The organism is Aestuariivivens sediminis (assembly GCF_022662105.1).
In the GTDB taxonomy this organism is placed as follows: domain Bacteria; phylum Bacteroidota; class Bacteroidia; order Flavobacteriales; family Flavobacteriaceae; genus Aestuariivivens; species Aestuariivivens sediminis.
This window is the reverse complement of record NZ_JAKMCP010000003.1, coordinates 669,059-691,309: the sequence shown is the minus strand read 5'-3', so window position 1 is coordinate 691,309 and position 22,251 is coordinate 669,059. Positions and strand designations below refer to the sequence as shown.

Below are 22,251 nucleotides of genomic sequence, written 5' to 3'. Positions count from 1 at the left end.
AAGTATGAAAGTAAACACGCAATCGGTAAATTTTAGTGCAGACAAAAAATTGTTGGATTTTATCCAAAAGCGAATGGATAAATTGGAATTATTTTATGACAAAGTCATTAAATCGGATGTTTATTTGAAGGTAGAAAATACCAGTGACAAGGAGAATAAGATTTTTGAAGCCAGAGTAAGTGTTCCAGGAGATAGTTTAGTAGTAAAGAAGCAATGTAAATCTTTTGAAGAAGGAGCAGATATAGCCGTATCATCCTTAGAAAGACAACTCATAAAGAGAAAAGAAAAACTACGAGCACATTCATAACAAAATTTTTCAAAAAATGTTTTGAATAAGAAAATAAATATATACATTTGCAGTCCGTTAGAAATAGCGGACTTTTTTTATGAAAAAAAAGTAGTGAAATGCCTCCATAGCTCAGCTGGCTAGAGCAGCTGATTTGTAATCAGCAGGTCGTGGGTTCGAGTCCCTCTGGAGGCTCGTAAAACTTAGATTTTTTTTTGTAAAAACGAATATAATTTTTTAATATAAGTTCTTATAAAAAGCTGAAATAAAATTACCGGGGAGATACTCAAGCGGCCAACGAGGACAGACTGTAAATCTGTTGACTATGTCTTCGCAGGTTCGAATCCTGCTCTCCCCACCAGTTGATTTAAGGTTGTATATCAATAATGTTTGATTTGATCAAATCAAAATTATAAGTAATCAATCTGAAATCACAAATGCGGGAGTAGCTCAGTTGGTAGAGCGTCAGCCTTCCAAGCTGAATGTCGCCGGTTCGAACCCGGTCTCCCGCTCTAAAATTTACGAGCTACGAAGTGCGAGATTAAAAATCGTAAATCTAAAAATCGGTAATCGTAAATGAACTGCCGGTGTAGCTCAGGGGTAGAGCGTTTCCTTGGTAAGGAAGAGGTCACGGGTTCAAATCCCGTCATTGGCTCAATTAAAAGTACATAAATTAAAGACACTAATATTATTATATAACTAAGATTAAAATTTTTTAACATGGCAAAAGGAACTTTCGATCGTTCAAAACCACATTTAAATATAGGTACAATTGGACACGTAGATCACGGAAAAACAACTTTAACTGCTGCTATTACTAAAGTATTGGCTGATGCAGGTCTATCAGAAGCAAAATCTTTTGATCAGATTGACAATGCTCCGGAAGAAAAGGAAAGAGGTATTACAATTAATACTTCTCACGTTGAGTATCAAACAGCTAATCGTCACTATGCGCACGTTGACTGTCCAGGTCACGCGGATTATGTAAAAAACATGGTTACCGGTGCGGCTCAAATGGATGGTGCTATTTTAGTAGTTGCTGCTACTGATGGCCCAATGCCACAAACTCGTGAGCACATCTTATTAGGACGTCAAGTAGGTATTCCACGTATCGTTGTATTCCTAAATAAAGTTGATATGGTGGATGATGAAGAGCTTTTAGAGCTGGTTGACATGGAAGTTAGGGATTTATTAAATTTCTACGAATATGATGGCGATAATGGTCCTGTTATCTCTGGTTCTGCCTTAGGTGCACTTAACGGTGAGCAAAAATGGGTGGATTCTGTTATGGAATTAATGGAAGCTTGTGATACATGGATTGAAGAACCTGTTCGTGATATGGATAAACCTTTCTTAATGCCGATCGAAGATGTATTCTCTATCACTGGGCGAGGAACGGTTGCCACCGGTAGAATAGAAACTGGTATTGCTAAAACTGGTGATCCTGTTGAGATTATTGGTATGGGAGCAGAAAAATTGACTTCTACAATAACAGGTATCGAAATGTTCCGCCAAATTTTGGATAGAGGTGAAGCAGGTGATAACGCTGGTATCTTGTTAAGAGGTATTGAGAAAACACAAATCTCTAGAGGTATGGTAATTACTAAGCCTGGTTCTGTAACCCCTCACAAACAATTTAAAGCTGAGGTTTACATCTTGAAAAAAGAAGAAGGTGGTCGTCACACACCATTCCACAATAATTACCGTCCACAGTTTTATGTTCGTACAACTGATGTAACCGGTAATATTACTCTACCAAGTGGTGTTGAAATGGTTATGCCTGGTGACAACTTGACAATTACAGTAGATCTAATTCAATCCATTGCTATGAACGTTGGTTTGCGTTTTGCGATACGTGAAGGAGGTAGAACTGTAGGTGCTGGTCAGGTAACTGAAATTTTAGATTAAACGATAGATTAATATAAATTCTTTAAGGTATCACGCTAAAAGCGTGATGCCTTTTGACTTATATTTACGGGTTTAGCTCAGTTGGTAGAGCACTGGTCTCCAAAACCAGGTGTCGGGAGTTCGAGTCTCTCAACCCGTGCAAACGAAAAGTTGAGAGCAACGAATACGATTATCTGGATTAGGGATTATGATTTGGGATGACGTATTTAAAATAGCTAACAAAAAAATTATAGAACCCTGGAAAGAGAAAATAATTCTCAATAATTACGCTTTATATGTGTAAAAAAAATAATTAAATGTCTGGAATTGTAAATTATATTAAGGAATCATTCGAAGAATTAAAGAATAATGTTACTTGGACACCTTGGGCAGAAGCTCAAAAATTAACTGTTCTGGTGGCTGTTTTTTCAATTATCTTCTCCTTAGCAATTTGGGGTGTAGATACAGTTTTCAGCAAAGTTATTACACTTTACTTTGATTGGATTAATGGTTAAAAAGAAATTATGTCAGAAGTAAGTGAAAAAAAATGGTATGTCGTTAGGGCTGTAAGTGGTCAGGAAAATAAAATCAAGACCTACATCGAGAACGAAATAGCTCGTTTAGGCCTTCAGGATTATGTAGATCAAGTATTGGTCCCTACGGAAAAAGTAATTCAAATTAGAAATGGGAAAAAAATAAGTAAAGAAAAAGTTTTCTTCCCAGGTTACATTATGATTCAAGCTAACCTTTCTGGTGAAGTACCACACATCATTAGGTCGGTCACTAATGTTATTGGATTTTTAGGAGAAACCAAAGGAGGAGATCCGGTACCATTAAGACCATCCGAAGTTAACCGTATGCTAGGTAAGGTCGATGAACTTTCTGTTGAAGAATCAACGAATGTCGCCATACCTTTCACAAAGGGTGAAACTGTAAAAGTAATAGATGGGCCATTTAATGGTTTTGATGGTACTATCGAAAAGATAAATGAAGAAAAGCGTAAACTAGAAGTCATGGTGAAGATTTTTGGAAGAAAAACACCATTGGAGCTCAGTTATATGCAGGTTGAAAAAGTATAATAATTGTTACACTATATATAAAGGTATAATTTTCGCTTCCAATATTAAAGATTGTACCAACTTAAATTATTAAAAATGGCAAAAGAATTAGGTAAAGTAGTTAAGTTACAAGTTCGGGGAGGTGCTGCGAATCCATCGCCACCGGTTGGACCCGCTTTAGGTGCTGCTGGAGTTAACATTATGGAGTTCTGTAAGCAATTTAATGCGAGAACCCAAGACAAGGCAGGTAAAATATTACCTGTTGTTATCTCAGTTTATAAAGACAAGTCGTTTGATTTTGTTATTAAAACGCCTCCAGCTGCAGTACAATTATTAGAAGCGGCCAAATTAAAGAAGGGTTCAGGAGAACCAAACCGAAGGAAAGTAGCTAAAGTTTCGTGGGATCAAATCAAATCCATAGCAGAGGACAAAATGCAAGATTTAAATGCATTTACAGTGGAATCTGCTATGAAGATGGTTGCTGGTACCGCAAGATCCATGGGAATAACTGTAACGGGAAAATTCCCTTCTTAATCTATTAAAGACATTAAAAATGGCAAGATTAACAAAAAAGCAAAAGGAAGCTTTGGCTAAGATAGAAAAGGGGAGATTATATTCATTAGTTGAAGCATCTGCCTTGGTAAAAGAAATCACCAATACAAAGTTTGACGCATCAGTTGATATCGCGGTTCGTTTAGGGGTTGATCCCAGAAAAGCTAATCAGATGGTAAGAGGTGTGGTTTCACTTCCTCATGGTACTGGTAAAGACATGAAAGTTTTAGCTTTGGTTACTCCGGATAAAGAAGCAGAAGCTCAGGAAGCTGGAGCTGATTATGTCGGATTGGATGAATACCTTGATAAAATTAAAAATGGCTGGACCGATGTTGACGTGATAATTACCATGCCAAGTGTAATGGGAAAATTAGGTCCCCTGGGACGTATATTAGGTCCTCGTGGTTTGATGCCAAATCCCAAAACAGGTACGGTTACCATGGACATCGCTAAAGCTGTTAGTGAAGTAAAAGCCGGGAAAATTGATTTCAAAGTTGATAAAACTGGTATTGTTCATGCTGCAATTGGTAAAGCATCATTTAGTGCAGATAAAATTGCGGGTAATGCAAACGAATTAATACAAACATTAATAAAATTAAAACCAACTGCTGCAAAAGGGACATACGTAAAAAGTATTTACTTATCGAGTACTATGAGCCCCAGTGTTTCAGTTGACCCAAAAGTTGGTTAATAAACTTTTATTATGACAAGAGAAGAAAAATCACAAGTAATTGAAGACTTAACTGCACAATTAGCCAGTAGCGCAAATATTTATTTAGCGGATATATCAGGGTTAAATGCAGGAGCAACTTCTGATTTACGACGTGCCTGTTTTAAAGCAAACGTAAAATTAGCGGTAGTTAAGAACACTTTACTTGCAAAGGCAATGGAAGCGTCAGACAAGCAGTTTGGGGAACTTCCTACAGTTTTAAAAGGTAATACCTCAGTAATGTATTCTGAAACCGGAAATGCACCGGCTAAGGTAATAAAAAACTTCAGAAAGAAATCTGAAAAACCTTTATTGAAAGGAGCTTTTATTGAAGAAGCTATTTATATAGGGGACAATCAATTAGACACCTTAGTGGATATCAAATCTAGAGAAGAATTGATAGGAGATATTGTCATGTTATTACAGTCTCCAGCTAAGAATGTGATTTCCGCGCTTCAATCGGGTGGAGGAAAATTAGCAGGTATTATTAAAACACTATCAGAAAAAGAAGGATAGTACTAAAATAAGTTCGCACTTTATTACACATATTAAAATTAAAAATTTATTAAAACGATAGAAAAATGGCAGATTTAAAAGATTTCGCAGAACAATTAGTTAACTTGACAGTTAAAGAAGTAAATGAGTTAGCTACTATATTAAAGGAAGAGTATGGTATCGAGCCTGCAGCTGCTGCAGTTGCAGTGGCTGGTCCTGCCGCTGGAGGTGGAGACGATGCTGGTGAGGCTCAAACTGAGTTTGATGTAGTATTAAAAGCAGCTGGAGCTTCTAAGTTAGCAGTTGTAAAATTAGTTAAAGAATTGACTGGTTTAGGATTAAAAGAAGCTAAAGAATTAGTTGATGGTGCACCTAACGCAATTAAAGAAGGGGTTTCCAAAGATGAAGCAGAGGCTTTAAAATCACAGTTAGAAGAAGCAGGAGCTGAAGTTGAGCTTAAATAAGCTTAACGCTCAATCAATACAAAGGTTTAGGTTTGTCTCGATAACTCGGGATAAGACCTAAACCATTTTGCGTATATAATATATACCGTAAAAATGACTAGATGGCATTGTTATTTTAATCATGTTATTTGGCCCATTTAAGTAGTGTTTACAAACACTATCACTATTTTTTAATCAAAATTTCGTCCATTGATGTTGTCAACACAAGCTGAAAGATTAAATTTCTCCTCCATTGTAAACAGAACCGAATATCCAGATTTCTTGGATATACAAATTAAGTCATTCCAGGATTTTTTCCAATTGGAGACTAAATCTGAAGAACGAGGAGACGAAGGGTTATATAATACCTTCATGGAAAATTTTCCAATAACAGATTCACGTAATCAATTCGTATTAGAATTTCTAGATTATTTTGTAGATCCACCCAGATATGCTATTGAAGAGTGTATTGAAAGAGGGCTTACCTACAGTGTACCTCTTAAAGCAAGGTTAAAACTGTATTGTACAGATCCTGAACATGAGGATTTTGAAACGATCGTTCAAGATGTGTATTTAGGGACCATACCATACATGACTCCAAGCGGTACTTTCGTTATAAATGGTGCAGAACGTGTTGTTGTATCACAATTACACCGATCACCCGGCGTATTCTTTGGTCAGTCGTTTCATGCTAATGGAACTAAATTATATTCGGCGAGAGTTATCCCATTTAAAGGATCTTGGATTGAATTTGCTACAGATATTAATCAGGTGATGTATGCCTATATAGATAGAAAGAAGAAATTACCTGTTACCACACTTTTCCGTGCCATTGGATTTGAGCGTGATAAGGATATATTGGAAATATTTGACTTGGCAGAAGAGGTTAAAGTTTCTAAATCCGGCTTAAAAAAATATTTAGGCAGAAAGTTAGCCGCTCGTGTCCTCAATACTTGGCATGAAGATTTTGTCGATGAAGATACTGGTGAAGTTGTTTCTATTGAACGAAACGAAATTGTTTTGGACCGTGATACCGTTCTTGATAAGGACAATATAGAAGAAATTCTAGAAGCGGAAGTAAAAACTATTCTTTTACATAAGGAAACTTCGGAGCAAGGTGATTATGCCATTATTCACAACACCTTACAAAAGGACCCTACGAATTCAGAAAAGGAGGCTGTAGAACATATTTATCGCCAATTGCGCAATGCTGAACCACCAGATGAGGAGACCGCTCGTGGTATTATTGATAAATTATTTTTTAGTGATCAACGTTATTCATTAGGAGAAGTTGGACGTTATAGAATGAACAAAAAGTTAGGTCTTGATATCGGAATGGATAAGCAGGTGCTTACCAAGGAAGATATCATAACTATTATCAAATACTTAATCGAGTTGATTAACTCTAAAGCAGAGATTGATGATATTGACCACTTGTCAAACCGACGTGTGCGTACTGTAGGTGAGCAATTATCACAACAATTCGGAGTTGGTTTAGCACGTATGGCACGTACCATCCGTGAGCGTATGAATGTAAGGGATAATGAAGTGTTTACCCCAATAGACCTGATTAATGCGAAGACGTTATCGTCAGTTATAAATTCGTTTTTCGGGACTAATCAGTTGTCTCAATTTATGGACCAAACCAATCCTCTAGCGGAAATTACGCATAAGCGTCGTTTATCCGCATTAGGTCCAGGTGGTTTATCTCGAGAAAGAGCCGGGTTTGAAGTACGTGACGTTCATTACACGCATTATGGGCGATTATGTCCTATTGAAACACCAGAAGGACCTAACATTGGTTTAATATCATCACTTTCGGTATATGCCAAGGTAAACTCCATGGGATTCATTGAGACCCCTTATCGTCCGGTTGAAAATGGTGTGGTAGACATTAAGGGAGCCCCTGTTTATTTAAGTGCTGAGGAAGAAGAGGAAAAACTCATCGCACAAGCTACAGTAAAGGTTGATGACAAAGGCAAGATTTTACATGATAAGGTCATTTCCAGAATGGAAGGTGATTTCCCTGTGGTTGAACCTATAAATGTTCATTATACAGATGTCGCTCCCAATCAGATATCGTCTATATCAGCGTCATTAATTCCATTCTTAGAGCACGATGATGCGAACCGTGCATTAATGGGATCAAACATGATGCGTCAAGCAGTACCTTTGTTATTACCTCAATCACCCATTGTAGGTACCGGACTGGAGCGTCAAGTTGCGTCCGATTCAAGGGTATTAATTAATGCTGAAGGTAATGGCGAAGTACTTTACGTTGATGCAAACGAGATTAAAATTAAGTATGAGCGTACCGAAGATGAAGCCAAAGTAAGTTTTGATAGTGATATTAAAACTTATGAATTGGTGAAATTCAGAAAAACAAACCAAGGCACTTCCATTAATTTAAAACCAATTGTAATTAAGGGAGACAAAGTAACCAAAGGTCAGGTGTTGTGTGAAGGATATGCTACTCAAAATGGTGAATTGGCCCTTGGTAGAAATATGAAAGTGGCTTTTATGCCGTGGAAAGGATATAACTTTGAGGATGCTATTGTTATTTCTGAAAAAGTGGTTCGTGAAGATATCTTTACATCCATTCATATCGATGAATATTCTTTAGAAGTTAGGGATACCAAGCTTGGAAATGAGGAGTTAACGAATGATATTCCAAACGTTTCAGAAGAAGCTACCAAAGATTTGGATGAAAACGGAATGATTCGCATAGGTGCCGAGGTAAAACCCGGAGATATACTTATTGGTAAGATAACACCAAAAGGTGAAAGTGATCCTACACCTGAAGAAAAATTGTTACGTGCCATTTTCGGAGACAAAGCCGGGGATGTTAAAGATGCATCTTTAAAAGCCTCCCCTTCATTAAATGGTGTAGTAATTGATAAAAAGTTATTTGCCAGAGCCGTAAAAGACAAAAGAAAACGCGCTCAGGACAAAGACGATATTTTACAGTTAGAAGGCATTTATGATGCTAAATTTGAAGATTTAAAAAATGTTTTAATTGAAAAGCTTTTTGCAATTGTTAATGGTAAAACAGCTCAAGGTGTATATAACGATTTAGGTGAGGAAGTGCTTCAAAAGGGTAAGAAATTTACGCTTAAAATGTTAAATGCGGTAGATGATTATGCACATTTAGTATCTGGTAAATGGACCACAGACGATCATACCAATCAACTTGTTGCCGATTTAATTCATAACTATAAGATTAAGGAAAATGACTTACAAGGGTCATTGCGTCGTGAGAAATTTACGATTTCAGTAGGAGATGAATTACCTGCGGGAATTATAAAACTTGCCAAAGTTTATATTGCCAAAAAACGTAAACTTAAAGTAGGTGATAAGATGGCTGGACGTCATGGTAACAAGGGTATTGTTGCCCGAATTGTTCGTGAAGAGGATATGCCTTTTCTTGAAGATGGAACTCCTGTAGATATCGTTTTGAATCCATTGGGAGTACCTTCACGTATGAACATTGGTCAGATTTATGAAACTGTTCTTGGGTGGGCAGGTCAAAAATTAGATCGTAAATTTGCTACTCCTATTTTTGATGGGGCAACGATCGACCAAATTAATGAATTGACTGATGAAGCTGCCATTCCACGCTATGGCCATACCCATTTATACGATGGGGGTACAGGTGAACGTTTTGATCAAGCAGCAACAGTGGGTGTGATCTATATGCTTAAGTTAGGACACATGGTTGACGATAAAATGCACGCCCGTTCTATAGGACCATACTCATTAATTACTCAGCAACCACTTGGTGGTAAAGCACAGTTTGGTGGACAGCGTTTTGGTGAGATGGAGGTATGGGCACTTGAGGCCTATGGAGCTTCAAGTACATTACGTGAGATTTTAACCGTGAAGTCTGACGATGTTATTGGTAGAGCCAAAACTTACGAAAGTATTGTTAAAGGCGAACCAATGCCAGATCCTGGACTACCTGAGTCTTTCAACGTATTGATGCACGAATTGAAAGGTTTAGGATTAGATATCAGATTAGAGGAATAATTAAAACAGTTGGTGGTAATTAGCCCGAAGTAAGCACTGATAGCTGATTATTGAATACTGAATACAATAAAGAAATGGCAAGAAAACAAGATAAGAATGCAGTAAAGAGGTTTAATCAAATCTCAATTGGTTTAGCGTCACCAGAATCTATTTTAGCAGAGTCTAATGGAGAGGTACTAAAACCAGAAACTATAAATTATCGTACACACAAACCCGAACGTGATGGTTTGTTTTGTGAACGTATTTTTGGCCCAGTAAAGGATTATGAATGTGCATGCGGTAAGTATAAGCGTATACGTTATAAAGGAATTGTTTGCGACCGATGTGGTGTAGAGGTTACTGAAAAAAAGGTACGTCGTGATAGAGTTGGACATATCAATCTCGTGGTACCTGTTGCCCATATTTGGTATTTTCGTTCGTTACCAAATAAAATTGGCTATTTATTAGGATTACCATCTAAGAAATTAGATATGATTATTTACTACGAACGTTACGTAGTAATTCAACCCGGTTTAGCTAAGAATGAAGAGGGTGAACCATTGCAAAAGATGGATTTCTTAACAGAAGAAGAATACCTTAATATTCTGGAATCGTTACCACAAGATAATCAATACTTAGACGATACTGATCCAAACAAATTCCTGGCTAAAATGGGAGCTGAGTGTTTGATAGAGTTATTGGCAAGAATAGACCTGGAATCATTATCTTATGAATTAAGACATAAAGCAAACACAGAAACTTCCAAACAACGTAAAACAGAGGCTTTAAAACGTTTACAAGTTGTAGAAGCATTACGTGAAGCTAACAATAACCGTGAAAATCGCCCCGAATGGATGATTATGAAGGTTATACCGGTTATTCCGCCTGAATTACGTCCATTGGTGCCGTTAGATGGCGGTCGATTTGCAACGTCAGATTTGAACGATCTTTATCGTCGTGTTATTATTCGAAACAACCGTTTAAAGCGTCTGGTTGAAATTAAAGCACCTGAAGTCATTTTGCGTAATGAAAAGCGTATGCTACAGGAATCTGTAGACTCTTTATTTGATAATACACGTAAATCTTCAGCGGTAAAAACAGATTCTAACAGACCCTTAAAGTCATTGTCTGATTCACTTAAAGGTAAACAAGGACGTTTTCGTCAAAACCTCTTAGGAAAACGTGTAGATTATTCAGCTCGTTCGGTAATTGTTGTTGGTCCGGAATTGAAATTATATGAATGTGGTTTGCCAAAAAATATGGCAGCAGAACTATATAAACCTTTTGTAATAAGGAAATTAATCGAAAGAGGAATTGTTAAAACGGTTAAATCTGCAAAGAAAATTATAGATAAAAGAGAGCCTGTGGTTTGGGATATTCTTGAAAATGTACTGAAGGGACATCCCGTATTGTTAAACCGCGCTCCCACCTTACACCGTCTGGGTATTCAAGCCTTTCAACCAAAATTAATTGAAGGTAAGGCGATTCAATTACACCCTTTGGTATGTACTGCATTTAATGCGGATTTCGATGGGGATCAAATGGCGGTTCACTTACCATTAGGACCGGAGGCTATACTTGAATGTCAATTATTAATGTTGGCATCTCATAATATCCTAAATCCTGCAAATGGTTCCCCGGTTACAGTACCATCACAAGATATGGTTCTGGGCTTATACTATATGACCAAGGAGCGTAAAGGTACTCCGGAAATGCCCATTAAGGGAGAAGGACTGACTTTCTACTCTCCAGAGGAAGTGGAAATAGCTTTCAATGAGAAAAAAGTAGAATTAAATGCCGGTATTAAAGTTAGAACTCTTGACATTAACCAAGACGGAAAGTTACAACCAATGATTATTGAAACTACTGTTGGGCGTGTGTTGTTTAACCAACATGTACCACAAGCAGCAGGATATATCAATCAGGTATTAACTAAAAAGTCGTTAAGGGACATTATTGGAGCTATCCTTAAAGTAACTTCAGTTCCGGAAACCGCTGAATTCTTGGATGCTATTAGAACTTTAGGTTTCCAATTCGCTTTCCAAGGCGGGTTATCATTTAGTTTAGGTGATATTATTATTCCTCCGGAAAAGCAAAGCATGATAGAAAGCGCCAATAAGCAAGTTGATGGTATTATGGCCAACTATAACATGGGACTAATAACTAATAATGAGCGTTATAACCAGGTTATTGATATTTGGACTTCCACAAATGCTGAATTGACCGAGCTTTCCATGAAACGTATTCGTGAAGATCAGCAAGGGTTTAACTCGGTATTTATGATGCTTGATTCTGGAGCTCGTGGATCGAAAGAGCAAATCCGTCAGCTTACCGGTATGCGTGGGTTAATGGCAAAGCCTAAAAAATCTAATGCTGGGGGTGGAGAGATTATCGAAAACCCAATTCTTTCCAACTTTAAGGAGGGACTTTCCATTTTGGAATACTTTATCTCAACTCACGGTGCGCGTAAAGGTCTCGCGGATACTGCACTAAAAACTGCGGATGCAGGTTATTTGACCCGTCGTTTAGTAGATGTTTCGCAGGATGTAATCATTAATTCCGAAGATTGCGGTACCCTAAGAGGTGTGGAAGTAGAGCCCTTAAAGAAAAACGATGAAGTTGTAGAAACTCTGGAAGAAAGAATAGTAGGTCGTGTTTCTTTAAATGATGTATATAATCCTCTTACGGATGAATTATTGGTTTCTGCTGGTCAATTAATTGAAGATGATATTGCGAAATCTATAGGAGAATCTCCAATTGAATCCATTGAAGTACGCTCTGCGTTAACTTGTGAAGCGCTACAAGGTATTTGTGCAAAATGTTATGGTCGTAATCTGGCAACCGGTAAAATGGTTCAGCGAGGTGAAGCCGTAGGTGTTGTGGCAGCTCAGTCCATTGGAGAACCCGGAACACAGTTAACACTTCGTACGTTCCACGTTGGTGGTATAGCCGGTAACATTTCAGAAGAAAATAAACTAGCGGTTAAGTTCGATGGTATTGCCGAAATTGATGACCTTAAAACGGTAAAAGGAAAAGATGGAGAAGGAAACGATATTGATATTGTTATTTCTCGAACAACAGAAATTAAGTTAATTGACAAGAAAACAGGTATTACTTTAAGCACCAACAACATTCCTTATGGATCAACATTATACGTGAATAATGGAGATGAACTCAATAAGGGTGATGTTGTTTGTACTTGGGATCCATACAACGGGGTAATTATTTCAGAATTTGCGGGTAAAGTTCAGTATGAAAATATTGAACAAGGAGTTACCTACCAAGTTGAAATTGATGAACAAACGGGATTTCAAGAAAAAGTAATCTCAGAATCAAGAAACAAAAAATTAATTCCAACGCTTCATATTGAAGATGGCAAAGGCGAAGTAATCCGTTCCTACAACCTACCGGTAGGCGCCCACTTGATGATTGATGATGGTGAGAAGATTAATGTGGGAAAAATTTTGGTTAAAATTCCTCGTAAATCGGCAAAAGCTGGTGATATTACAGGTGGGTTACCACGTGTAACCGAGTTGTTTGAAGCTCGTAACCCTTCAAATCCTGCTGTGGTTAGTGAAATTGATGGTGTGGTATCCTTTGGTAAGATTAAAAGAGGGAACCGCGAAATTATTGTAGAGTCTAAATTGGGAGAAATTAAGAAATACCTGGTGAAATTGTCTAATCAAATTCTAGTACAGGAAAATGATTATGTGAAAGCAGGTATGCCATTGTCTGACGGATCAGTGACTCCCGATGATATCTTAAATATAAAAGGGCCTTCTGCCGTACAGCAATATTTAGTAAATGAAGTACAGGAAGTATACCGATTACAAGGCGTGAAGATTAATGATAAGCACTTTGAGGTTGTTGTTAGGCAAATGATGCGTAAGGTACAGATTATCGATTCTGGGGACACCTTGTTCTTAGAAGATCAATTAGTACACAAATCAGACTTTATTAAAGAAAATGATGATATTTTTGGAATGAAAGTTATTGAAAATCCTGGAGATTCCGAGAACCTAAAGGCAGGGCAAATTGTTTCACCGCGTCAATTAAGAGATGAAAATTCTATTTTACGACGTGAGGATAAAGAATTGGTTGTTGCAAGAGATGCCCAACCAGCAACGGCTACCCCAATTTTACAGGGAATAACCAGAGCGTCGCTTCAAACCAAATCTTTTATCTCTGCGGCTTCGTTCCAGGAAACAACTAAAGTACTTAATGAAGCGGCTGTTGCCGGTAAAATTGACACCTTGGATGGATTGAAGGAGAATGTCATTGTTGGACATAGAATTCCAGCAGGTACAGGTATGCGAAACTATACCAATATCATTGTGGGCTCTAAGGAAGAGTTTGAAGAGATGATGCAAGTTAAGCAAGAGTTAAATTACAATTAATTGACATTCCTGTGAGATCAAAAATTCACAAATACCTCAATTGAAGGTGAGTATGAATGTGTGATTTAGGAATATAAAAATAAAAGCCTTCATGTTATTTACTTGAAGGCTTTTATATGTAAAATGTAAAGATTATGGCAAACGAAAACGACAATAAAAAACAAGGGCAGATCAATATAGAACTGGATGAAAAAGTTGCTGAAGGTACTTATTCCAATTTAGCGATAATAAATCATTCAGTTTCCGAATTCGTTATTGACTTTGTAAATATTATGCCGGGTGTTCCAAAGAACAAAGTAAAGTCTAGAATCATTCTAACCCCCCAGCATGCCAAGCGATTACTAAAGGCCTTAGGGGATAATATAGCTCGATTTGAAAATGCCCATGGTGAAATTAAGGATTACGAGCAACCTCCCATACCTTTAAATTTCGGGCCAACGGGTCAAGCCTGATTCTACCTAAGGAATTTTTTATTAACTGAATCTTTTAACAGGGATTTGCTCGAAATGCTTAATCGAGCAACCTCCCATACCTTTAAATTTTGGGCCAACGGGTCAAGCCTGATTCTACCTAAGGAGTTTTTTATTAACAGGTCCTTTTAATAAAGGTAGGTGCTACGCAAAATGTTTTATTAGACAAGTACAAATATCAATGAATTTTAAACCGGTAGCATAAAAAAATCCCCCGGGAATACTATAATTCAAAGGGGATTTTAAATTAACACTTATTATCGAATTCAAACTGCTTGTTTTTCTTTTTTCAGAAAATATTGTAACGCACCAGAGGGACATTTTTTTATCTGTTTTACAACTTTGTCAGTCTCCGAATTGTCCAAATTAATCCAGGGAATAATGGTGTTACTAAAAACATCTGAAAGTTCTTTGGCACATTTTCCGGAAAGCTTACAAATACAGGGGTCGTAGGTCACCGTAATGTCATCATTACTAAATTCTTTGGCATTTACTTCCATAATTCAATCATTTTGGGGTTATGATTTTATTTTAAATTTAATAAGCAAGGCGTTCCGAATATTAAAATATTAGGTCAAAGGCCTTAAAAACACGATTAATAGATGAACAACATATCAACCTACTTAAATTCAGATGTGAAGTGGAACTTAATACTCGGGTATTTTTGTTGGGTCATTTGTAGTGAAAATGGTGAGTCTGCTAAAAATACCAATTGATTTTGTTTGTCCTTTGCCAGGAAACGCTGCTTCACCCTAAGAAAATCCTGATACTCTTCGCTTTTTTCATCTTCGGCTTCAATCCAACATGCCTTATGTACATTTAAATTTTCATAAGAACACTTCGCACCATATTCGTGTTCCAGACGGTATTGTATGACCTCATATTGTAGTGCGCCGACAGTACCAATAACCTTACGTCCATTGAGTTGCAAAGTAAATAATTGCGCGACACCTTCATCCATTAACTGATCAATACCCTTATACAGTTGCTTGGATTTAAGAGGGTCGGCATTATTAATATACCTAAAGTGTTCAGGAGAGAAACTTGGAATACCTCTATAATTTATGGCTTCGCCCTCAGTAAGGGTATCACCTATTTTAAAATTACCGGTGTCATGTAAACCAACAATATCGCCAGGGTACGATACATCTACAATCTCCTTTTTCTCAGCGAAAAAGGCATTTGGACTGGAGAATTTCATTTTTTTATTATTTCTAACATGTAAATAAGGCTTGTTGCGTTCAAACTTTCCTGAAACTATTTTCACAAATGCCAGGCGATCCCTATGGTTAGGATCCATATTGGCATGTATTTTAAAAACAAATCCGCTAAATGATTTTTCATCGGGATTAATAAGGCGTTCTTCACTTTGTTTTGGCCTGGGTTTTGGAGCAATTTCGATAAAACAATCCAACAACTCCCTTACCCCAAAATTATTCAGGGCTGATCCAAAAAATATGGGCTGTAAATTGCCCTTTAAATAGGCTTGTTTATCAAATTGAGGATAAATACCTTCGACGAGCTCAAGGTTTTCACGTAAGATATTTGCAGGATTATTTCCAATTAGCTTGACCAATTCCTCAGATTGCAAATCTGAAATCTCTATAGTTTCTTCAATATTCTTTCTGCCATCACCACTAAACAAATTAATATTATTTTCCCAAATATTATAAATGCCTTTAAAGTCATAACCCATACCAATTGGAAAACTCAGCGGACAGACTGTTAATCCTAATTTTTGCTCAACTTCATCCAGTAGGTCAAAGGCATCTTTGCCTTCTCTGTCTAATTTATTAATAAAAACGATCATCGGGATATTACGCATTCTACAAACTTCAACCAATTTTTCGGTTTGTTCCTCGACCCCTTTAGCCACGTCTATAACCACAATAACACTGTCTACCGCGGTGAGTGTCCTATAGGTATCTTCAGCAAAATCTTTGTGACCGGGAGTATCTAATATATTAATTTTAATGCCTTTATATTCAAATGCCAAAACTGAGGTTGCAACAGATATTCCACGCTGTCGCTCTATTTCCATAAAATCACTGGTAGCTCCTTTTTTGATCTTGTTACTTTTTACAGCACCGGCCTCCTGAATGGCACCTCCAAACAACAGAAGTTTTTCTGTTAAAGTGGTTTTACCAGCATCTGGGTGGGATATGATACCAAAAGTACGTCTGCGTTGTATTTCTTTTAAAAAGCTCATGTTGTCCTTCTTGAATGGGTGCAAAGATACTCCATAATTTAAGAAATCATAAGTCCCGTTTTTAGTTTTTATGGGATTCATTACAAATATTAATTTATACTTGGTATTTTTGTTGAATGGAAGAAGAAAAAGTGATTTTAGTAAATGAAAATGATGAGCAAATAGGTTTGATGCCAAAAATGGAAGCTCATGAAAAAGCAGTATTACACCGTGCTTTTTCAGTGTTCATTTTTAATGATAACCATGAATTGATGCTTCAACAAAGAGCCTTAAGCAAATACCATTCACCAGGACTTTGGACCAACACCTGCTGCAGTCATCAACGGGATGGCGAAAGTAATGTTAGTGCCGGAAAAAGACGGTTGCAAGAAGAAATGGGATTTGTAACCGATTTGAAGGAATCCATATCGTTCATTTATAAAGCGCCTTTCGATAATGGATTAACAGAACATGAGTATGATCATGTGCTTTTAGGTAAGTACAATAATGATCCGGTGATCAATACAGATGAAGTGGCCAATTGGAAATGGATGCCTTTAGAAGAAGTGAAGTTAGACATTAAACGTCATCCGGAGTTATATACCGAGTGGTTTAAAGTTATTTTCAATAAGTTTAACGAACACATAAATGTAAACCAATGAAGGTAACCGTTAGTAGAAGAGCGCATTTTAATGCAGCACATAGGCTGTATCGAAAAGACTGGAGTGAAGATAAGAACCTTCAAGTTTTTGATAAATGCAGTAATCCAAATTATCATGGACATAATTACGAATTGATAGTCAGTGTAACCGGAGAAATTGATAAAGAGACCGGTTATGTAATAGATATTAAGGTGCTAAAGGAAATTATAAAGCAAGAAGTTGAAGATGAATTTGATCATAAAAATTTGAATCTTGAGGTTGATGCTTTTAAAGAATTAAATCCTACTGCCGAAAATATTGCAGTTGTAATCTACAATAAGATAAAAGGAAAATTAAAATCTCATTTGGATTTAGAAATTACCTTGTATGAAACGCCCAGAAACTTTGTAACATATTCAGGAAAATAAAATATTACATGAATCATACCTTATACCCTATCAAATTTAAACCCATTTTAAAAGATAAAATATGGGGAGGACAAAAATTAAAAACCCTTTTAAATAAGGATAATGACTTACCAAATGTCGGGGAAAGTTGGGAAATAAGTGATGTAGAAGGGGATACGTCCATTGTTTCAAACGGAAGTTTGAAAGGATACTCATTGCGGGACTTACTGGAAACTTATAAAGCTGATTTAGTTGGACATAAAAATTATAAAATATTCGGCAACAAATTCCCATTGTTAATTAAGTTTATTGATGCAAGAGAAGATCTGTCCATTCAACTTCACCCTAACGATGAGTTAGCTTCTAAACGTCACAATTCCTTTGGGAAGACGGAAATGTGGTATGTCATGCAGGCTGATGAAGGCTCAAATTTAATAGTGGGATTCAATCAAGAAATGGATGCAGAAAAATACCTTCACCATTTAGAGAATAAAACCTTAACCGAAATTTTAAATTTTGATAAAGTTAAAACCGGAGACACTTATTTTATTGAAGTAGGACGTGTACATGCCATTGGTGCTGGAGTTATGCTCGCTGAGATACAGCAAACCAGTGATATCACATATCGGGTTTACGATTGGGATAGGGTAGATGATAAAGGCAATGAACGGGAATTACATAACGATCTGGCCATTGATGCTTTTGATTTTAACATGCCAGATAATTTTCGGGTTGATTATGCCAAGACCAAAAACAAATCTAACCTAATGGTGAGTTGTCCATATTTTACAACAAGTTATTTGAAGGTTACCAAACGGCTTAAGAAAGAAAATAACAAAGATTCTTTTTTTATTTATATGTGTGTTGAAGGTCATGCTGAAATAATTGTTAATGGTGTTACCGAATTTTTAAAACAAGGAGAAACCGCTTTGCTGCCAGCCGGTATAAAGCATTTTGAAATAGACGCTGAAAATGCAACACTATTGGAAGTTTATGTTTAATTTTAATCCGTAATTTAAAATATATAAAATGGGAAATGTAAGAGATCTTAAAAAGGATATTAATTATGTATTAGGAGATATTATTGAAGCGGTTTACATTTGGGAATACGAAAATACCGATAAGGATGCTAAACAAAGTGAGGCCATTATAGATGAAGCCATTGAAATCTTTGATGAACTAATTGCAAAGGTAAATGCTAAAGGGATAGAAAACCCTAAGGCCCATTTCAAATCTATAAATCAGGAACTCGAGGCTCGAGGAAATGCTTTGATTGCAAAGATTGGTAAATTGAGTTGAGATTTATGACTTTTTAGCGTCATTATCGACTCTACTACAAATGGTATTACATGTTTTTGTTTTACTGGCGCGTGAATATGATGATGCCATGATGAGATTATGGATTCCAAATATTGATACCGAATGATTTAATGCTCTTCATTAGCCTTAATACGTTTTATAAAAGCATCCAGTTCCTTCCCATATTTGGAAGCCTTTACTTTTGGGCTAAGGGAATTGTTTATGGTATCCAAAAATTTAATTCTAGCGTTATAGATTTCTGTTAGGGCCAAATAGGGTGCCACTTCACTGTCACTATGGTTAATGGCAAAATTAACCGTTTGCAAATATTTACTTTTCATCAGGTTATTTTGTTTTTGTTCATAATTTTTGAGAGCAGAAGAGTCCCCATTTTTTTGCGCCTCAAAACTGGCTTTTATCAAATCAAGTCTCCTGCTATTTATTCTGGACATTAGCAAAAGGTATTCTTCGAGAGTCTTTTGTTGTTCAGATCCAGTTATTTTAGCGTCAAAAACAAAGTTTTTAAGGGTGGTATTGATTATGGTTACACCTTTGTCTGCAAAAAATGTAATTCTGTCCTCCTCAGAGCTATTCTTGTCCAACGCTAAATAAAAAACTTCGGGAGATTCAAGGTCACTCTCTAGTTCAATTTGGGAAATGCCATTCACAACAACAGAATCTACTGTAACTAAAGTAGTATCCTGTATTCTTTTTAAAAACACCGTGCCTTTTTTTAGCCCTTTAATAGAAGCCCTTACAATTAAATCAGGTTGCTCGTTGCTACAGGAAAAGGCTAAGAAAGTAATCAGTATAAGTGTTATTTTTTTCATTTTAAACCATCAATTATAGGCGCAAATATCTTAAAAAAATAGTTAAAATTACCTTTTTAAAATTAAATACAGTAATACTTTGAAAATACCTGGAACGGGCACTTGAAATGGATAGAATTTACACTTTTATTTATTAAAAATTATTCCGAAAGTCGAGTCATCCATGTAAAGCTGTTTTGCTTATCAAAGTCCCTAAATATTATATATTTGATTTAGGGTATTGTAGTACCCATATTAAATGTTTTGGCACGATTCTTGTATATTACAAAGTGTTGCAATCTACCATGTAAGTTTATGGAGTGGTTACCTTAAACTTCAAGACTGTAACATTCATATTTTTGGTTGGTTAGTTAGTAAAAAAGCATCCTTTTATTCTTGGATGCTTTTTTTATACTTTTTTTTAATTCGTTTTAATAGGGACATCCACAGTTTCCGTCATTTTTAAACAAGTCTGAAATTTTTGTACCGTCTGTTCTAAAAATATCTACAGAAAGACTTAAACTTAATGTTTTTGGGGTATATGACCTTAAACCTGCTAAATTAACCCCGAAGGCACTGTTGTTTATGTCTAAGAGTTCTTCCTGGGTTGCCTTGGTACCCAATTCATACCTTAAGTCTAAATGAAATTGATTGTAATGTACCATCTCTCCAAAATTTATACTCGTGGTGTTTCTTTCAATATCGGGTCCCCCATCTCTAAATGAGGTCACCTGTAAATCGTCTAATGCAATGTCATTAAAGAAATTTAAACTTGGGCCCGCATAAAGGGATAAAGGTTTAATAATGTCGATTCCTATTAATAATGGAATTTCCAATTTTGAAGCAGATCATTTCGATGTTCTATTAGGAAAATCGTAATGATTCTCTAAAGTGACATAGTTTAATTCGGGTCTTAGGAAAACATGTTTAAATTGGACCATGAAATAAGCGCCGAATTGATATCCAATGTTGTGTTTAGGAGAAAATGTTTTATCTGGTTTTCCTGCAGCAATCGATACATCACGTGAGTTTATGTCTCCAATGGTATTGGTGTTTAAGCCAGCCTTAACTCCAAAAACATATTCTTGGGAAAATAACCCTGATGAATATAAATAAACACAAGAGGCTAATAGTAGGGAAATAGCTTTCATATAGGATAGATTTGGTATTACAGGATGAAATATATAATTTTAATACCAGAATCTTCATGAATTTACGATAGGCGGTACATATTTACTTTAAAATGTGAAATGGCATTCAATTTTTGGCTAATGGTTTGATTTTATGAATGTTGTAATCGAATTTATAAGCTCTGTAGAAATTTCCCTGTAAGGTTCGTTATAGGATTTCGAATTTTCCAAGTCATCTCCCATAATAGGAACAAGGACATGATTCATATATTCTATTATTATTAGTGTTGACTCTGGAGCGGCAGCTTTCAGTTTATGAGCCTCTTCTACACTTGTTTGTAAATCTTTTGTGCCATTGGCAATTAAAATGGGTATTTTTAAATGTGTTATGACTTGGCTTGGTTCATATTGCATCCAATTGATCATAAAAGGTTGCAGCTCCATACTAAAAACAGAGGCTAAAGCCTGAGGATAATTATGCACTAATTCCCCTTTTTTAAGGTGTTCTATAATTGTTTTGCTTTCTTCAGCAAACTGTGGTGCGGTTTTACTTATTTGTTCATCCAAGACATCGCCAATATTTTGTCCAGCTCCGGCCACTGAAATAAATCCATCAACTCGATCTTTTGAGGCGACCATACCAACTAAACTGCCTTGACTATGACCCAATATATATATTTTATTATAAACATCTGTTTTTTTAAAATATTCAATAACGGCAATGGCATCTGTGATGAAATCGTCAAAGGTAATATTGGGATCTACATGACGTTCTCTTATTTGTTTAACAATTCGTTTATCATATCTAAAGGTTGCTATACCATTTGCCACTAACCCCCGAGATAGCTTTTTAAGAGCATTATTTTTTAAAAAATTCTGATTACCATTTCTGTCGGTTGGTCCCGAACCACCAATAATAATGACTAAATCTAGGTCATTATCATCATTGGGAAGGGTGAGAGTCCCGTCAATATATCGATTAATACTAATTTCTTTTTCATTAAATAGTCCATTTTGTGAATAGAGAATGCTTTGGAAACAGAGATATAAAATAAATAATCTTAATTCCATGATTGATTTTTGAGTAAATATAAATTAATAATTCTACTTATTGGTAACTGTTTAAAAGAGTATATTAGTATTTAATCTTAACATATTTTTAGGCTCGCACAACACAAACACTATGCATTTCATCGATTATATCGATTATTACACCTTCAAATGTTAAAAAAACATGTATTTAAACGATTATATGTGTTTTTAATCGTTAGATTTAATTTGTATTTTTACATTTGACATGTACTAAATAATATACTTTTTAGTTCAATGGATTAATTAATTAATATTTGCATTATGTTGTTGATATAGAGACCCTAAATCTACTGCATACAAAAAGCAAATTAAAAAGAGACCGAGTTTGAGGGAACTCGGTTTTTTTATGCCTTAAATCTTACTTCAACTCACTTTTTTATACC

21 protein-coding genes and 5 tRNA genes are annotated in these 22,251 nt (G+C 36.0%); 20 read left to right on the top strand and 6 right to left on the bottom strand.

Annotation, left to right across the window (positions count from 1 at the left end; genetic code table 11):
* The first annotated feature begins 4 nt into the window (after positions 1-4).
* The 16 genes from hpf (at position 5) to MR054_RS11050 (ending at position 14,284) form a co-directional block, all read left to right on the top strand.
* Positions 5-307: a ribosome hibernation-promoting factor, HPF/YfiA family gene (gene hpf / locus MR054_RS11125; protein ID WP_242085397.1), complete on the top strand. Its 303-nt coding sequence runs from the start codon at positions 5-7 to the stop codon at positions 305-307.
* A gap of 100 nt (positions 308-407) precedes the next feature.
* Positions 408-481, top strand: a tRNA-Thr gene (locus MR054_RS11120).
* A gap of 81 nt (positions 482-562) precedes the next feature.
* Positions 563-647, top strand: a tRNA-Tyr gene (locus tag MR054_RS11115).
* 78 nt (positions 648-725) lie between these two features.
* Positions 726-798: transfer RNA gene (locus MR054_RS11110), tRNA-Gly, on the top strand.
* Between the two features lie 71 nt (positions 799-869).
* A tRNA-Thr gene (locus MR054_RS11105) sits at positions 870-941 on the top strand.
* 65 nt (positions 942-1,006) lie between these two features.
* Entirely contained in the window at positions 1,007-2,194 is a 1,188-nt protein-coding gene (tuf, locus tag MR054_RS11100; protein WP_242085396.1) for an elongation factor Tu, read from the top strand.
* A 66-nt stretch (positions 2,195-2,260) separates the two neighbouring features.
* Positions 2,261-2,333: transfer RNA gene (locus MR054_RS11095), tRNA-Trp, on the top strand.
* 157 nt (positions 2,334-2,490) lie between these two features.
* Positions 2,491-2,688 (top strand): preprotein translocase subunit SecE, encoded by a 198-nt coding sequence (gene secE / locus MR054_RS11090; protein WP_242085395.1) that lies wholly within the window; start codon positions 2,491-2,493, stop codon positions 2,686-2,688.
* 9 nt (positions 2,689-2,697) lie between these two features.
* On the top strand, positions 2,698-3,252 hold the full coding sequence (gene nusG, locus MR054_RS11085) for a transcription termination/antitermination protein NusG (RefSeq protein WP_242085394.1): 555 nt from the start codon (positions 2,698-2,700) through the stop codon (positions 3,250-3,252).
* A gap of 75 nt (positions 3,253-3,327) precedes the next feature.
* Positions 3,328-3,765, top strand: coding sequence for a 50S ribosomal protein L11 (rplK, locus tag MR054_RS11080; protein WP_242085393.1), 438 nt, complete (start codon positions 3,328-3,330; stop codon positions 3,763-3,765).
* 19 nt (positions 3,766-3,784) lie between these two features.
* On the top strand, positions 3,785-4,474 hold the full coding sequence (gene rplA / locus MR054_RS11075) for a 50S ribosomal protein L1 (protein WP_242085392.1): 690 nt from the start codon (positions 3,785-3,787) through the stop codon (positions 4,472-4,474).
* Between the two features lie 12 nt (positions 4,475-4,486).
* A complete protein-coding gene (gene rplJ / locus MR054_RS11070; protein ID WP_242085391.1) occupies positions 4,487-5,008 on the top strand; it encodes a 50S ribosomal protein L10 in 522 nt (173 codons plus the stop codon).
* Between the two features lie 65 nt (positions 5,009-5,073).
* On the top strand, positions 5,074-5,451 hold the full coding sequence (gene rplL / locus MR054_RS11065) for a 50S ribosomal protein L7/L12 (protein WP_242085390.1): 378 nt from the start codon (positions 5,074-5,076) through the stop codon (positions 5,449-5,451).
* 192 nt (positions 5,452-5,643) lie between these two features.
* A complete protein-coding gene (rpoB, locus tag MR054_RS11060) occupies positions 5,644-9,456 on the top strand; it encodes a DNA-directed RNA polymerase subunit beta (protein WP_242085389.1) in 3,813 nt (1,270 codons plus the stop codon).
* Positions 9,457-9,530: 74 nt separating this feature from the next.
* Positions 9,531-13,832 carry a DNA-directed RNA polymerase subunit beta' gene (gene rpoC, locus MR054_RS11055; RefSeq protein ID WP_242157908.1) on the top strand — a complete coding sequence of 1,434 codons (4,302 nt, stop codon included), beginning with the start codon at positions 9,531-9,533 and terminating at the stop codon, positions 13,830-13,832.
* Positions 13,833-13,966: 134 nt separating this feature from the next.
* Complete coding sequence (locus MR054_RS11050) at positions 13,967-14,284, top strand: DUF3467 domain-containing protein (protein ID WP_242085387.1); 318 nt, start codon at positions 13,967-13,969, stop codon at positions 14,282-14,284.
* Positions 14,285-14,568: 284 nt separating this feature from the next.
* Here MR054_RS11050 and MR054_RS11045 read toward each other — a convergent pair whose 3' ends face one another.
* Positions 14,569-14,802, bottom strand: a complete 234-nt coding sequence (locus MR054_RS11045) for a (4Fe-4S)-binding protein (protein WP_242157907.1) — start codon at positions 14,800-14,802, stop codon at positions 14,569-14,571.
* A gap of 119 nt (positions 14,803-14,921) precedes the next feature.
* Complete coding sequence (locus tag MR054_RS11040) at positions 14,922-16,511, bottom strand: peptide chain release factor 3 (protein ID WP_242158002.1); 1,590 nt, start codon at positions 16,509-16,511, stop codon at positions 14,922-14,924.
* Between the two features lie 116 nt (positions 16,512-16,627).
* Here MR054_RS11040 and idi point away from each other — a divergent pair, with 116 nt between their 5' ends.
* Genes idi through MR054_RS11020 form a run of 4 tightly spaced genes read left to right on the top strand, consistent with a single transcriptional unit; the run spans position 16,628 to position 18,837 of the window.
* Entirely contained in the window at positions 16,628-17,152 is a 525-nt protein-coding gene (gene idi / locus MR054_RS11035; RefSeq protein ID WP_242085385.1) for an isopentenyl-diphosphate Delta-isomerase, read from the top strand.
* Positions 17,149-17,559: a 6-pyruvoyl trahydropterin synthase family protein gene (locus MR054_RS11030; protein ID WP_242085384.1), complete on the top strand. Its 411-nt coding sequence runs from the start codon at positions 17,149-17,151 to the stop codon at positions 17,557-17,559. Before idi ends, MR054_RS11030 begins: the two co-directional genes overlap by 4 nt.
* 8 nt (positions 17,560-17,567) lie before the next feature.
* The gene (locus tag MR054_RS11025) at positions 17,568-18,539 is read left to right on the top strand and encodes a type I phosphomannose isomerase catalytic subunit (RefSeq protein WP_242157906.1); all 972 of its coding nucleotides are present in this window, start codon (positions 17,568-17,570) and stop codon (positions 18,537-18,539) included.
* Between the two features lie 28 nt (positions 18,540-18,567).
* A complete protein-coding gene (locus tag MR054_RS11020) occupies positions 18,568-18,837 on the top strand; it encodes a hypothetical protein (RefSeq protein ID WP_242085382.1) in 270 nt (89 codons plus the stop codon).
* Between the two features lie 128 nt (positions 18,838-18,965).
* On the opposite strand, the gene MR054_RS11015 is transcribed toward MR054_RS11020, so the two are convergent.
* The 4 genes from MR054_RS11015 to MR054_RS11000 all read right to left on the bottom strand — a co-directional run bounded on the left by MR054_RS11015 (position 18,966) and on the right by MR054_RS11000 (position 21,847).
* Complete coding sequence (locus MR054_RS11015) at positions 18,966-19,667, bottom strand: DUF4369 domain-containing protein (protein WP_242157905.1); 702 nt, start codon at positions 19,665-19,667, stop codon at positions 18,966-18,968.
* Positions 19,668-20,077: 410 nt separating this feature from the next.
* The gene (locus MR054_RS11010; RefSeq protein WP_242157904.1) at positions 20,078-20,482 is read right to left on the bottom strand and encodes a hypothetical protein; all 405 of its coding nucleotides are present in this window, start codon (positions 20,480-20,482) and stop codon (positions 20,078-20,080) included.
* Between the two features lie 12 nt (positions 20,483-20,494).
* Positions 20,495-20,797, bottom strand: coding sequence for a hypothetical protein (locus MR054_RS11005; RefSeq protein WP_242157902.1), 303 nt, complete (start codon positions 20,795-20,797; stop codon positions 20,495-20,497).
* A 117-nt stretch (positions 20,798-20,914) separates the two neighbouring features.
* Positions 20,915-21,847, bottom strand: coding sequence for an alpha/beta hydrolase family protein (locus MR054_RS11000; RefSeq protein ID WP_242157901.1), 933 nt, complete (start codon positions 21,845-21,847; stop codon positions 20,915-20,917).
* Positions 21,848-22,251: the final 404 nt, after the last annotated feature.

What these genes read in the sequence shown, in the direction of transcription:
- rplL (WP_242085390.1), top strand. Translation starts at nt 5,074, where the DNA reads ATGGCAGATTTAAAAGATTTCGCAGAACAATTAGTTAACTTGACAGTT.
- rpoB (WP_242085389.1), top strand. Translation starts at nt 5,644, where the DNA reads ATGTTGTCAACACAAGCTGAAAGATTAAATTTCTCCTCCATTGTAAAC.
- hpf (WP_242085397.1), top strand. Translation starts at nt 5, where the DNA reads ATGAAAGTAAACACGCAATCGGTAAATTTTAGTGCAGACAAAAAATTG.
- tuf (WP_242085396.1), top strand. Translation starts at nt 1,007, where the DNA reads ATGGCAAAAGGAACTTTCGATCGTTCAAAACCACATTTAAATATAGGT.
- MR054_RS11020 (WP_242085382.1), top strand. Translation starts at nt 18,568, where the DNA reads ATGGGAAATGTAAGAGATCTTAAAAAGGATATTAATTATGTATTAGGA.
- MR054_RS11030 (WP_242085384.1), top strand. Translation starts at nt 17,149, where the DNA reads ATGAAGGTAACCGTTAGTAGAAGAGCGCATTTTAATGCAGCACATAGG.
- idi (WP_242085385.1), top strand. Translation starts at nt 16,628, where the DNA reads ATGGAAGAAGAAAAAGTGATTTTAGTAAATGAAAATGATGAGCAAATA.
- rplA (WP_242085392.1), top strand. Translation starts at nt 3,785, where the DNA reads ATGGCAAGATTAACAAAAAAGCAAAAGGAAGCTTTGGCTAAGATAGAA.
- MR054_RS11025 (WP_242157906.1), top strand. Translation starts at nt 17,568, where the DNA reads ATGAATCATACCTTATACCCTATCAAATTTAAACCCATTTTAAAAGAT.
- rpoC (WP_242157908.1), top strand. Translation starts at nt 9,531, where the DNA reads ATGGCAAGAAAACAAGATAAGAATGCAGTAAAGAGGTTTAATCAAATC.
- MR054_RS11050 (WP_242085387.1), top strand. Translation starts at nt 13,967, where the DNA reads ATGGCAAACGAAAACGACAATAAAAAACAAGGGCAGATCAATATAGAA.
- MR054_RS11000 (WP_242157901.1), bottom strand. Translation starts at nt 21,847, where the DNA reads ATGGAATTAAGATTATTTATTTTATATCTCTGTTTCCAAAGCATTCTC.
- nusG (WP_242085394.1), top strand. Translation starts at nt 2,698, where the DNA reads ATGTCAGAAGTAAGTGAAAAAAAATGGTATGTCGTTAGGGCTGTAAGT.
- rplK (WP_242085393.1), top strand. Translation starts at nt 3,328, where the DNA reads ATGGCAAAAGAATTAGGTAAAGTAGTTAAGTTACAAGTTCGGGGAGGT.
- secE (WP_242085395.1), top strand. Translation starts at nt 2,491, where the DNA reads ATGTCTGGAATTGTAAATTATATTAAGGAATCATTCGAAGAATTAAAG.
- MR054_RS11005 (WP_242157902.1), bottom strand. Translation starts at nt 20,797, where the DNA reads ATGAAAGCTATTTCCCTACTATTAGCCTCTTGTGTTTATTTATATTCA.
- MR054_RS11045 (WP_242157907.1), bottom strand. Translation starts at nt 14,802, where the DNA reads ATGGAAGTAAATGCCAAAGAATTTAGTAATGATGACATTACGGTGACC.
- MR054_RS11015 (WP_242157905.1), bottom strand. Translation starts at nt 19,667, where the DNA reads ATGAAAAAAATAACACTTATACTGATTACTTTCTTAGCCTTTTCCTGT.
- rplJ (WP_242085391.1), top strand. Translation starts at nt 4,487, where the DNA reads ATGACAAGAGAAGAAAAATCACAAGTAATTGAAGACTTAACTGCACAA.
- MR054_RS11040 (WP_242158002.1), bottom strand. Translation starts at nt 16,511, where the DNA reads ATGAGCTTTTTAAAAGAAATACAACGCAGACGTACTTTTGGTATCATA.